This window comes from Aequorivita sp. IT1282, from assembly GCF_058068205.1.
Map to the genome: position 1 here is coordinate 154480 of NZ_JBYRHR010000005.1, position 12855 is coordinate 167334.

A 12855-nucleotide genomic window follows, 5' to 3' on the forward strand; every position below is an offset into this window, starting at 1 on the left:
GTAACATCCCTCGTACCTTTGCGTCCTATAGCATATATTGAAAAACACCTATGAGTTTACTAATTAAAATTCGAAATATAACTAGAGATTTCCCACTTGGCAACGAAGTTGTAAAAGTCTTAAAAGGAATTGATCTGGACATTCAACGTGGCGAATATGTTGCGTTAATGGGGCCTTCCGGTTCTGGAAAATCTACATTAATGAACCTTTTAGGATGTTTAGACACGCCTACTTCGGGTAGTTATGAACTTAATGGGCACGATGTAAGCAATATGACGGATGATGAATTAGCTGAAATTCGAAACAAAGAAATAGGCTTCGTTTTTCAAACCTTCAATCTGCTCCCACGCACCACTGCGCTGGAAAATGTAGCATTACCAATGGTTTATGCAGGCGCCTCAAAAAGCGACCGCACCGAACGGGCAAAACAAGTTTTAACAGATGTTGGCTTGGCAGACCGAATGGATCATAAACCCAATCAACTCTCTGGTGGACAACGCCAACGTGTTGCCGTAGGTAGAGCATTGGTTAACAAACCCTCGATTATTCTTGCTGATGAGCCCACGGGAAATTTAGATTCTAAAACTTCAGAAGAAATAATGAATCTTTTTGGTGATATTCATAAAGCAGGAAACACCGTAATTCTAGTTACCCACGAAGAGGAAATCGCCAAAAATGCACACCGAATCATTCGTCTTCGCGATGGAATAGTAGAGAGCGATACTAGAAAATAAGTTGCAGTCGGCAGTAGCAGTTGACAGTTTTAAAGATTCGAAAAAGCTTTTCTCTTTATTCTTAGAAAAAGTTTTCGTTCTTTCCTCTTCATCTTTTATATTTGAAAAATGAATTTTGACCTTTCAAACCCCATCGTTTTAATAATTAGCGGAATTCTTCTGTTAGCCATTCTTTATTTTTGGAACAAACGTAACGCCACCAATCAGCGCCAACGAAAGAACAAAAATTTCAGAAGTAGTTATTACGAACGAAAAAAAGATCGAGAGAAGGGAAGTGGGCAGTGAGCAGTTGCAGTTGGCAGTAATTTCATTGTAATATTCCTAGGGTTATTCGTAAATTTGTTTAAAATCTTATTCCTCAAAATCACACAACGGTTATGAAAATATATACTAAAACCGGAGATGCTGGAACCACGGCACTTTTTGGCGGCACCCGCGTTCCTAAGCACAACATGCGCATTGAAAGTTACGGAACAGTAGACGAACTAAATTCGCACCTCGGTTTAATTCGCACACAAGATATAGATCCACGAAGCAAGGAAATACTAATTTCTATCCAAGACAGACTGTTTACCCTTGGCGCTATTTTAGCCACAGATCCTGCAAAAGCAACCTTGAAAAGTGGGAAGGAGCGTCTCAATATTCCGAAAATTGAAGAAAAGGATATCACGCTCTTAGAAAATGAAATGGATATAATGAACGATGCGCTACCACCAATGACGCATTTTATATTACCAGGTGGAAATTCCACCGTGTCATATTGTCACATTGCACGCACAGTTTGCCGACGTGCAGAACGAAGAGCAACGCTTTTAAATGAAAATGAGCCAATTGACGAAAAAGTACTCATGTATTTAAACCGACTATCTGACTACCTATTTGTGCTGGCACGGAAGTTGTCTAAAGATCAGAACGCGGAAGAGACACAATGGATTCCTGAAAAACTAGGATAGTTTTCTGGAAATAGAAGAAAAACAGCACTTTAGCTTAAATTACTTATTAACAACCCTGTTTGTAATCATCTGATTATCAACAAACAAAAAACGTTCTTTAAAATACAGCAGAAATAATTCGGATTTTACTTGACTTTTTGATCTAAAAAATTACTTTTGCAGAAAATTAAACCTAAGTGCTATGTACTGGACATTAGAATTAGCATCCTATTTAAGCGATGCACCCTGGCCCGCAACAAAAGATGAATTGATTGATTACGCGATCAGGACTGGTGCCCCACTAGAAGTAGTGGAAAACCTTCAGGCAATCGAAGACGAGGGAGACTCCTATGACTCTATTGAAGAGATCTGGGCAGATTATCCTACAGACGACGATTATCTCTGGAACGAGGATGAATATTAATCCCAAGATTTTGGGAAACATTTAAAAAATAATATAAAAAGTCTCTTTTAGGAGGCTTTTTTTTATTTAAAAATTATTGAAAATGAAAAACACGAATACACGATAATTGCATAATTATTCGTGTATTCGTGGTGGAAAAAAAATGGATGTCTGGTCGATCGCAGTCGAGACCTATTTTACCATCCGTAACTAAAACAAAATTGACAAAACAGTGCTGCCAAGCAACACTTCAAAATAAATTTACACATCATGGGAATATTAGATAATGTACTTAAAGTTTTTGTTGGCGATAAATCAAAAAAAGATATTGGTATTATCCAGCCGCTAGTAAATGAAGTAAAAAAACACGAAGCTGTAATCGAAAAACTTTCCCTCGATGAGCTTAGGGCAAAGACAGCTTATTTCAAAAAAGAAATAAAAGATGCCCAAAAAGTGGTGCAAGACCGAATTGATGAACTCGAAAAACTATCTGAGACTGAACAAGACATCAATAAAAAAGAAGATAATTACAACGAAATAGACAAATTAAAGGAAGAGCGCTACGAAATTGAAAAAGCGACCCTTACTAAAATACTTCCCGAAGCTTTTGCAGTAATGAAAGAAACTGCAAAGCGTTTTAAGCACAACACAACACTTACGGTTACTGCAACCGCATATGACCGCGAAATTTCCGCAGATAAAGGTTATGTAACCCTTGAAGACGAAAAAGCCATCTGGCAAAACTCTTGGGATGCCGCAGGAAAACCCATTACTTGGGATATGGTTCATTACGACGTTCAGCTTATTGGTGGGGTTGCACTTCACGAAGGAAAAGTTGCCGAAATGCATACAGGGGAAGGAAAAACTTTGGTTGCTACACTGCCAATGTATTTAAACGCCCTTGCCGGAAACGGTGTTCACCTTGTAACGGTTAACGACTATCTTGCAAGACGTGATAGCGCGTGGATGGCACCACTTTTCGAGTTTCATGGAATGACGGTAGATTGTATCGATAATCACCGCCCAAATTCTGAATCACGTAGAAAAGCTTATTTATCTGATATAACTTACGGAACCAACAACGAATTTGGTTTCGATTACCTGCGCGATAATATGGCACATTCGCCAAACGATCTTGTACAGCGCCCACACCACTACGCAATTGTGGATGAGGTGGATTCGGTTTTAATTGATGATGCACGTACGCCTCTAATTATTTCTGGACCAGTACCAGAAGGCGATCGCCACGAATTCAACGAACTTAAACCAAAAATTAACGATATAGTTGAAGTTCAGAAAAAATATTTAACCGGAGTTTTATCGGAAGCAAAAAAACTTATTAAAGAAGGCGACCATAAAGAAGGTGGTTTTCAATTACTACGTGTTTTCCGCGGTTTACCGAAAAACAAAGCCTTGATAAAATATCTTTCGGAAGAAGGTGTAAAACAAATTCTTCAGAAAACTGAAAATCATTACATGAGCGATAACAATCGCGAAATGCCGAAGGTTGATGCTGAGCTTTATTTTGTAATTGATGAGAAAAACAACCAAATAGAACTTTCTGATAAAGGGGTAGATTATCTATCTGGCGAAGGAGATCCAGAATTCTTCGTAATGCCAGAAATTGGAAACGAAATAGCCCAAATAGAAAAGCAAGGTCTTCCTACTGAAAAAGAAGTAGAATTAAAAGAAGAGCTTTTCCGTGAATTTTCTGTAAAAAGTGAACGTATTCACACAATGAATCAGCTTTTGAAAGCGTACACGCTTTTCGAAAAAGATGATCAATATGTGGTGATGGATAACAAAGTAATGATTGTAGATGAGCAAACTGGTCGTATTATGGACGGTCGCCGCTACAGTGACGGACTTCACCAAGCAATTGAAGCAAAAGAAGATGTGAAGATTGAAGCAATGACCCAAACATTTGCAACGGTTACACTTCAGAATTACTTCCGTATGTATAACAAACTTTCGGGAATGACGGGTACTGCAGTTACGGAAGCTGGCGAACTTTGGGAAATCTACAAACTGGATGTGGTTGAAATTCCAACCAACCGTCCAATTGCACGTTTCGATAGAGAAGATAAAATTTATAAAACCAAACGCGAAAAATACAATGCCGTTGGTGAAGAAGTTGTAGCGCTTTCACGAGCAGGAAGACCAGTACTTATTGGTACAACTTCTGTAGAAATTTCAGAATTACTTAGCCGTATGTTGAGTATCCGAAATATTCCACACAACGTATTGAACGCGAAACTCCACAAACGCGAGGCAGATATTGTTGCCGAAGCAGGAAAAAGCGGAATCGTAACCATAGCCACAAACATGGCGGGTCGTGGTACGGATATTAAACTAAGCGAAGAAGTTAAAAAAGCTGGCGGACTTGCAATTGTAGGTACAGAACGTCACGATTCACGACGTGTAGACAGACAGTTACGTGGTCGTAGTGGTCGTCAGGGAGATCCAGGAAGCTCACAATTTTATGTTTCTTTGGAAGACAACTTGATGCGTCTCTTCGGAAGTGATCGTATTGCCAAAATGATGGACCGTATGGGCTTGAAAGAAGGCGAAGTGATTCAGCACTCTATGATTTCGAAATCTATTGAGCGTGCGCAGAAAAAAGTAGAAGAAAACAACTTTGGTATTCGTAAAAGATTGCTTGAGTATGATGATGTTATGAATGCGCAGCGTGAAGTAGTTTACAAACGTCGCTACCACGCATTATTCGGCGATCGTCTACGCGTAGATATTGCGAATATGATTTTTGATACTTCAGAAGTAATTGCCGAGAGTAATAAAATGGCGCAGGATTACAAGAATCTTGAGTTCGAATTAATACGTTTCTTCTCCATGAGTTGCCCTATTTCTGAAAAGGAATTCGATAAAATGGACAGCACGGAAATTGCAGGAAAAATTTATAAAGCAGCGTTTATTCACTATCAAAATAAGATGGAGCGTAATGCTGAAATGGCTTTCCCAGTTATTAAAAATGTTTACGAAACTCAGAAAGACAAATACAAACGTATTCTTGTTCCTTTTACAGACGGCGTAAAAACATTGAACGTTGCTACCGATCTTGAAAAAGCGTACGAAACCAATGGAAAGCAATTGGTAAATGACTTCGAGAAAAACATCACTTTAGCAATTATTGATGATGCTTGGAAAACGCATTTACGCAAAATGGACGAATTGAAACAATCTGTTCAGCTTGCAGTTCACGAACAAAAAGATCCGTTGCTTATCTATAAGTTTGAAGCTTTTGAACTTTTTAAAGCGATGATTGAAAAAGTGAATAAAGATGTTGTTTCATTCCTGTTTAAAGGTGAATTGCCAGAGGAAAACCAACAACAAATTCAAGAAGCAAGAGAGGTAAAACGAAAAGAAAACTTAAGCGAGCAGAAAGACGAAATCCCGAATTTGGATGAACGTTCTTCACAATCTAGAGCTGCTGGAAATACACAACCTCAGCGTCAGCAGATAACGGAAACCATTACTCGCGAGCGCCCAAAGATTAACCGCAACGATAAAGTGACTATAAAAAATGTTATGAGCGGTGAAAACAAAGAGATGAAATTCAAGCAAGCAATTCCGTTGTTAGACAAAGGAGATTGGGTACTTGTGGATGAATAGAAAGTTTATATTTTAAATATTTCAACCCCTTACAGTAAAAAACCGTAAGGGGTTTTGATTTACATACCTACCTTTAACTTTATAAAATGCTATCTTTTTTATAGCTTTTTTCATAACTTAGTTCTCTGTAACAACCTTAAATTCAACGATTATGAAAAAATTATTAATTCTGTTATCAGTCGCTTCACTTTGTTTTGTATCCTGTAAAGATGAAAATAAGGAAGCTATGGAAGCCGAAACCACATTTGTAGCAGACACTACTGCTACTGAAGAACCCGAGATGATTGCGGAACCAATGGATTCCGTTGCCATGCAAAAAGCTTGGGAAGCCTATATGACGCCTGGCGAAGTTCACAAAAGAATGGCTGCCGATGAAGGCAAATGGAATGACGAACTCACTTTTTGGATGGGTCCCGATGCTCCGCCAGAAAAAGCAACTGCAACTGAAAATATAAAAATGATATTGGGCGGCCGTTATCAAGTTGGCACCACCACTGGAGAAATGATGGGCATGTCCTTTGAGGGGCGCTCGACCCTTGCTTACGACAATGCTAGCAATGAATATATTTCTACTTGGATTGACAATATGGGCACTGGTTTGGCTGTAATGCGCGGAAAATATGATGCGGCTAGTAAATCTACAACACTAACCGGCACCATGGTAGACCCCATGACGGGAAAAGAAAAGCAGATGAAACAAGTATATACATTTATAGATGACAATACCCGTAAAATGGAAATGTTTGAAATATCTGCGGGTGGTGAAGAAATTAAAAATATGGAAATCGTGATGAAGAGAGCTTAATCTCACTAATATCCATTAAAACTTAAGTCCCGAAGTAAAAAAACTTCGGGATTTTTTTACCCAAAAAAGGCTATCTTTAATAAAAATTGAAATAAAAAGAAATACTATTATACTTCAATGAAAAAACTATACATCGAATTTAAATGGGCCGTAATTTTCACAATCACGATACTTGCATGGATGCTGCTAGAGAAAACTTTAGGCTGGCACGAAGAGCAAATTGCAGACCATCAATGGCTATCCTTATTATTCGCTCCTTTTTCTATTTTGATGTATTTATTAGCGATGCGCGAAAAAAGAAGACGCGTTTACAATAAAAAAATGACTTGGTTACAAGGTTTTCTTTCAGGGGTAATGCTAAGTGTTTTTGTGGCGCTTCTTTCACCGTTAGCGCAATATATAACACATAATTATATAACTCCCGAATACTTCAATAACGTAATAGAGCACTCAGTTACAAACGATTTAATGACGCGAACCAAGGCAAATGAATATTTCAATATAAACAATTATATATGGCAATCGTTGTTTGGCGCCTTAGGTTTAGGAATTATTACAGCAGCTGTAGTTGCAATTTTTGTGCGGAAAAAATAGATTTAAAAATTTCTTAAATAAGTGCAACTGTTATTTAAAAATTTGAATCCTAAAAAATTAATTTTTATGTACCTTGGTCGCTCATAGTAGTATGTATGCGCTTTTTCTCTATTTTAATAACATTTGTATGCTTCATTACAAACATTTCTGCCCAAAGTAACAAAGATTACAATCAGATGTTGCTAGAGGCGGAAAGCATTCTGTATTCCCAACCCAAAGAGTCGATAAAAATAGCTGAACACTTAATTCAGAATTCAGACAATACACGCTTACGGATTCAGGCATATCTTCATAGTGGGGCTTCATATTATGCTATGGGCAGTTTTAATAATGCTATAAAAGCAAATATTGAAGCAAAAAAACTTGCAGAAACTACGGACGATTTAGAAATGCAGATTATTACAGGCATCTCGTCTATCCACTTGTTAAACCAATTGGGAATGAACCGTGTAGCTGAAGAATATTTACTACAAATCAATACGTTAGCTTCTAGAACAAATAATAAAATAATTGCCAATTATTTTAACGCTGGCACCGCGCTTGTAACAGCATACAATGCCATCGAAAATAACAAGCCCAACGAGGTTTTAAGCAATTTTGAAATAGCCAATACCTATTTCGAAAAAATTCCCAATCTCATACTCACAAACGAAACTACCGCTGCTATTATTGAGGCCTATCTAAAAGCTTCAACTATTGATTTGGCAGAACAATACATTCAAACCACACTTCAAAATGCAATTGGTGAACACCCCAATATTTTTTTAAGAATGGTTGCCTTAAACCAATTAGGTAAATTGTATTTTCTGAAAAAAGAATATGAAAAATCGCTTACCTCCTATCAAACTGCGTTAGAAATTTCTCAGCAACTAAGCAACAAACCCTACCAATCTAGAATCATCGAAGGACTTTCAACCACTTATTTAGCTTTAGACGAAGCTTCTCTTTTTTATTCCAATAGAACCGAAAGCGGACAAGTGGCAAATGAAGTGGAAATTGAAGAAGACAAAGCAATAAATTCTATTTACAACTACATAAACGATAACCACACCGAACGATGGGATTCCGTAAAAAAAATGTACCAACGCAATCTTTTAATTTTAAGTGGCGTTTTATCTCTCATTTTGCTTACTTGGTTAATTTTAAGATATCGATACAGCAATAGAGCGAGACAATACGAGAATTTTATCAGTTATTTTGAAAACAAGAAAAAAACGGCGGAAACAATTCCTGTAAAAGAAGTTTCAAAAAGTTTAAATATTCCAAAGGAAACGGAAGATGCAATTGTTCAAAAGCTAAAACAATTCGAAAATTCAAAACAATTTACAAAGCAAGATATGTCTCTTGCTATGTTGGCTTCGCACTTTGATACCAACACAAAATATCTTTCAGAAATAATCAATTCGCATAAAAATAAAAATTTCAATAGTTATATCAACGAGCTGCGAATAAATTATATAACCGATAAACTTAAAAACAACAGAACCTACTTACACTACAAAATCAGCTATTTGGCCGAAGAGAGTGGCTTTTCGTCGCACAGTAGTTTTGCCACCGTTTTTAAAGCGGTTACAGGAATACCTCCAACTGTATTCATAGAACTTTTAAGAACCAAAAAATCAGCTTCAAAAGCTTTTGCAGAACAGTATGAGGAAGCAGACTAAATATACATTTCTATTATTTTTGATAAGCTTTTTCCTGCTTATACACACTGCCCATGCTCAACAAGAAGTGGACAGTATTTTGGTAGAGGCCAATAAGCAGATTTATGAAAATCCTGACCTGGCAATTTCTCTTGCGCAGGAAGCGTATAATTATCCGAATGTTTTAGTTAAGAATAAAGTAAATTCATTACTAACCATCTCAACTGCTTATTCTTCAAAAAGAGATTACAATAAATCTTCAGAATATGTAGAAAAAATAAAAGAGCTTTTTCCAAAAATTAAGAATGACCGCTTGCGAATGAATATTCTAAATAGAATTGCGGGTCATTACCAAGAACTTCAGATTTATGACAAGGCAATTGAATATTTAGATGAGGCATTAATACTGATTGAAAAGTACCCGGCTCAAGATTCCGTCCAGCCATTTTTGGGGTATAATGCTACTATGCGAGGTTTTATTTACAGAGAACAAATGAACTGCGATATTGCTCTTACTTATTTCAATAAGGCAATAGAGGCTTACAAAAAGACACTACAAGAACACGTAAAAAATGCCAACTTAAGTATTTGTTATTACAACAAGGGCAATTGTTTATTATCAATGACGAAAACTGTAGAAGCAAAGGCCAGTTATTTAAGCTCCATAGCGTATGCACAAAATGCAGAAGCAAAAAGTTTAATAGCCTTTGGTAAAAAAGGCTTAGCTGAAGTATTTACTTTAGAAGGAAATTACAAAGAAGCCATTTCACTTTTAAACAATGCCACCGCTATTTCTGAAAGTGTGGGCGATCTAATTTTGAATAAAGGACTTTACGATGGATTGTCTAATAATTATCTGGCATTGCACGATTGGAACAATTACATACTTTTTCACAATAAATTTCTGGCCTTGCAACAAGAGACCAAAAATTCAGAAAGAAAAACCGTCAATCAATCATTAGTAAATCTAACCGAAATCAAAGCTAAAGAAATTGATCAGTTAGAAATGTTTTATAAACCTTTTCAGATAGGTTTATTAATTTTTATAGTTATTGCGCTTTTAATTTTACTTCGGTTAGTCTTTTCTGAGGAGAAAAAATTGAAAGAACTTCAAAAAAAGCTTAAAAATTAGGCTACAAAAGCTATTTATCTCTCCAATTTAAAAATTTTCACAAAATCAACTTAAGCGCCTAATCAACAGTGTTTTATGGTTGTTTTTCCCTTTCAAATTTCGTGAATTTTAAAAGATAGTTCCTTTTATTATAGTATTAGCTGCCATACTTTAGCGGTAACATAAATCAATAAAACTTTTCAAAATGAAAAAAACATTTTTACTTCTTTTATTCTTTTGCACTATTGGGACAGCCACAATGTTTGCCCAATTTGAGGTGAAGCCCACATTTTTTGAAACACAAGATGTTTCAAACACAGGAGTGGTTTCAGGGTACGAAAATCAAGCAGGCCCATATTCATTATGGACTCCCGAAACAAATTCATTCGAAGAAATTGGCGGTGCCGCACCTGGTTTAGGTGGAGGTGGTTCTGCAGAATTTTCTGATGACGGAAACTTCCTATCAGGAACAAGCTATGTTACTGACACAGATCCTACTGCTTGGGAAAAATTAAATGTTGGCTTTGATTATATCATCAGGGATATTGAATTTCCTGGAGGTGGTGATTTTACTGCCTTTGCAATAGGCGAATCATTAACCTATAATGGTGATGGAATTATATTGACAACTACTGATGGTGGCGATACCTGGACCGAACTTTGGTCTGGAATAGACCAAGGCTTAGAAGCTATGAGCTTTCCTTCTCAATGGACTGGCTATGTTGGTGGATGGAACCAATATTTTGCAAAAACTACTGATAGTGGTAACACTTGGACGCAACAAACTCCTATTCCAGATGCGTATATTTATACAGGAATTGAATTTAAGGATGAAATGAATGGCGTTGTTACAGCCCAAACCGATACTGGAATGGCAGTTTATACTACTAATGATGGTGGAACAACTTGGGTAGCAGGTACAGGATTGGCTGCAATTCCTTATAAATTAACTTATGTAGAAGGCGATACCTATTTCTTGGTTACTAATGCAGGTGAGATCCAAAAATCAACAGACAATGGTGCAACTTGGACTACTGTTTTTAACACTCCTGGTGGCGCCTTATTAGTTGGAATAGCTTTCAACGATGCTATGAACGGAATAGCTACAGCTGATAGTGATGTATATAGAACCACTGACGGTGGCGCAACTTGGACAGGACAAGAAGTAATTGAAGGAGTAATCTGGCGCGATGCAGCTTGGTTAGACGCAGACAATGTAGTTATAGTTGGAACTCCAGAAATTATTGCTGAATCTACTGATGGTGGTGCTACTTGGCCAATAAACAATTTAGGCACTACTACCTTTAGCGAAGCACTTTATGATATTATTTATACCCCGAACGGTACAGGTTACATCGTTGGCGCGCATGGGGTAATGTTTAGAAAACAACCAGAAAACAATACATATACTGAACAATCAATGTATAGTATTGTTAATAATGAGTGGTCAGTTATGGGAAGTTTTGGAATTAATGTTGACAGCAGTAAAAGCTCCGGATACGATATTTCTGGAGATGGCTCTACCATAGTAGGACTTTCTTATGTTGAAAAAACACCAGGAGTACCTGGAACTCCTGCTCACGCAACTGCATGGACAGCTGCAACTGGCCTAATAGATTTAGGAAGTCTTTTTGTAAGCGAAAATAGAAGCACCCGTGCTAACGCAGTTAACAATGATGGAAGCGTAATTGTAGGATGGCAAGATTTTAATGGCCCTTGGAAAGCGGCCTTATGGAAAAAAGACGTTAATGGCGAGTATCTACCAAACGTCTATTTATTAGTTGACCCAAACGGCGATCCAAATGATGAATACAACCAATTAGGTGAAGCAAAAGCAGTTTCAGCTGACGGTAACTGGGTAGCAGGTGATGGAGACTTCGCTAACAACAACGAGCCTTGGAGATGGAGCGAAGCTACAGGATATGAATCATTAGGTACTTTGTCTGCTGGTGCCTCAGGTGTTGTTACAGACATGAGCGCTGATGGTAGTAGAATAGTTGGCTTTTTTAATGTAGGACCTTGGGATCCAATGATTCCTTTCATCTGGACTGAATCAACCGGTATCGTTGAGTTTAACTCCTTTGTTACAGAAACATTGGGAATTACAATGAGTGCTAGTCCAATATGGTCTGTAACTTCAATATCTGCGAACGGAAAATACGTTGTTGGTTGGGGATACGATCCAACTATTGGCCCATGGGGCGATATTTTTACTTACAGAGTTGAAATGCCAGGAGTACCAACTAATGATGGTTGCGTAGAAGCAATTGAACTAGCTTGCGGCGATCTTGTTACAAACTCAACTATTTTTGGAACTGATTCTGGCGGAAACGCTTCACCAGATGTGTTTTATTCATACACCGGAAACGGAATTGGTGAAACCATAACACTTAATGCTTGTGGTCCTAATACTACCTTTCCTACTACCGTTAGAGTTTTTAGCGACTGTACTTTAACTACGCAAATAGCTTTTAATGATAGCTCTTGCGTAAACCAACCAGAGCTAGAATTTCAATCTGATGGAACTAGCACTTATATTATTATGATTGAAGGTTATGATGATACCAAAGCTGGTAATTTCCAATTGTTGCTTACGTGCGATGTTATGGGAGTTAATGACAACCAACTTACCGGTGTAGCTTTATATCCAAACCCTGTAACAGATGTTTTGCAAATTTCAGCTAAAACAGAAATCAACTCTGTGGAAATTTACAACATCAATGGCCAGCAATTGATGACCAAAACGCTAAATGCCGTTCACGGTGAAATCGATTTAAATTCTTTATCAACAGGTATTTATTTTGCTAGAGTTTTATCAAACAACACTGTTGGAACTTTCAAAATCATAAAAAACTAATTATTAGTTAATAGGTAATTCTTTTCATAGTTAATTTGTTTATTTAAGCCCCGCCCCCACTTATTTGGGGGCGGTGGTATTAAATAACGCTGCTCTGGATTAATGCCTTCCCTATTTCAAATTAAAAGTGGTTAAACAATGGTCAA

Annotated in this window: 10 protein-coding genes; all 10 read left to right on the top strand. The window is 37.2% G+C overall.

What is annotated here, in order from left to right; translation table 11 throughout:
- Window positions 1–50: 50 nt before the first annotated feature.
- The 10 genes from AC3RVG_RS12160 to AC3RVG_RS12205 all read left to right on the top strand — a co-directional run bounded on the left by AC3RVG_RS12160 (window position 51) and on the right by AC3RVG_RS12205 (window position 12709).
- Window positions 51–734, top strand: coding sequence for an ABC transporter ATP-binding protein (locus tag AC3RVG_RS12160; RefSeq protein WP_489691736.1), 684 nt, complete (start codon window positions 51–53; stop codon window positions 732–734).
- A 108-nt stretch (window positions 735–842) separates the two neighbouring features.
- Entirely contained in the window at window positions 843–1019 is a 177-nt protein-coding gene (locus tag AC3RVG_RS12165; RefSeq protein WP_489691737.1) for a hypothetical protein, read from the top strand.
- 92 nt (window positions 1020–1111) lie between these two features.
- On the top strand, window positions 1112–1687 hold the full coding sequence (locus tag AC3RVG_RS12170; protein WP_489691738.1) for a cob(I)yrinic acid a,c-diamide adenosyltransferase: 576 nt from the start codon (window positions 1112–1114) through the stop codon (window positions 1685–1687).
- A gap of 181 nt (window positions 1688–1868) precedes the next feature.
- Window positions 1869–2090 (top strand): DUF2795 domain-containing protein, encoded by a 222-nt coding sequence (locus AC3RVG_RS12175; RefSeq protein WP_014782927.1) that lies wholly within the window; start codon window positions 1869–1871, stop codon window positions 2088–2090.
- Window positions 2091–2339: 249 nt separating this feature from the next.
- A complete protein-coding gene (secA, locus tag AC3RVG_RS12180; protein ID WP_489691739.1) occupies window positions 2340–5699 on the top strand; it encodes a preprotein translocase subunit SecA in 3360 nt (1119 codons plus the stop codon).
- 151 nt (window positions 5700–5850) lie between these two features.
- Window positions 5851–6504, top strand: coding sequence for a DUF1579 domain-containing protein (locus tag AC3RVG_RS12185; protein WP_489691740.1), 654 nt, complete (start codon window positions 5851–5853; stop codon window positions 6502–6504).
- Between the two features lie 117 nt (window positions 6505–6621).
- The gene (locus AC3RVG_RS12190) at window positions 6622–7098 is read left to right on the top strand and encodes a DUF4199 domain-containing protein (protein ID WP_489691741.1); all 477 of its coding nucleotides are present in this window, start codon (window positions 6622–6624) and stop codon (window positions 7096–7098) included.
- A gap of 176 nt (window positions 7099–7274) precedes the next feature.
- Window positions 7275–8762, top strand: coding sequence for a helix-turn-helix domain-containing protein (locus AC3RVG_RS12195; protein WP_489691742.1), 1488 nt, complete (start codon window positions 7275–7277; stop codon window positions 8760–8762).
- Window positions 8746–9873 carry a tetratricopeptide repeat protein gene (locus tag AC3RVG_RS12200; RefSeq protein ID WP_489691743.1) on the top strand — a complete coding sequence of 376 codons (1128 nt, stop codon included), beginning with the start codon at window positions 8746–8748 and terminating at the stop codon, window positions 9871–9873. The genes AC3RVG_RS12195 and AC3RVG_RS12200 overlap by 17 nt, the downstream gene beginning before the upstream one ends.
- 184 nt (window positions 9874–10057) lie before the next feature.
- Window positions 10058–12709, top strand: coding sequence for a YCF48-related protein (locus AC3RVG_RS12205; RefSeq protein WP_489691744.1), 2652 nt, complete (start codon window positions 10058–10060; stop codon window positions 12707–12709).
- Window positions 12710–12855 lie beyond the last annotated feature (146 nt).

Excerpts from the sequence above, each read along its gene's own strand:
- AC3RVG_RS12205 (WP_489691744.1), top strand. The coding sequence starts at position 10,058 with ATGAAAAAAACATTTTTACTTCTTTTATTCTTTTGCACTATTGGGACA.
- AC3RVG_RS12185 (WP_489691740.1), top strand. The coding sequence starts at position 5,851 with ATGAAAAAATTATTAATTCTGTTATCAGTCGCTTCACTTTGTTTTGTA.
- AC3RVG_RS12175 (WP_014782927.1), top strand. The coding sequence starts at position 1,869 with ATGTACTGGACATTAGAATTAGCATCCTATTTAAGCGATGCACCCTGG.
- AC3RVG_RS12200 (WP_489691743.1), top strand. The coding sequence starts at position 8,746 with ATGAGGAAGCAGACTAAATATACATTTCTATTATTTTTGATAAGCTTT.
- AC3RVG_RS12170 (WP_489691738.1), top strand. The coding sequence starts at position 1,112 with ATGAAAATATATACTAAAACCGGAGATGCTGGAACCACGGCACTTTTT.
- AC3RVG_RS12190 (WP_489691741.1), top strand. The coding sequence starts at position 6,622 with ATGAAAAAACTATACATCGAATTTAAATGGGCCGTAATTTTCACAATC.
- AC3RVG_RS12165 (WP_489691737.1), top strand. The coding sequence starts at position 843 with ATGAATTTTGACCTTTCAAACCCCATCGTTTTAATAATTAGCGGAATT.
- AC3RVG_RS12160 (WP_489691736.1), top strand. The coding sequence starts at position 51 with ATGAGTTTACTAATTAAAATTCGAAATATAACTAGAGATTTCCCACTT.
- AC3RVG_RS12195 (WP_489691742.1), top strand. The coding sequence starts at position 7,275 with ATGTTGCTAGAGGCGGAAAGCATTCTGTATTCCCAACCCAAAGAGTCG.
- secA (WP_489691739.1), top strand. The coding sequence starts at position 2,340 with ATGGGAATATTAGATAATGTACTTAAAGTTTTTGTTGGCGATAAATCA.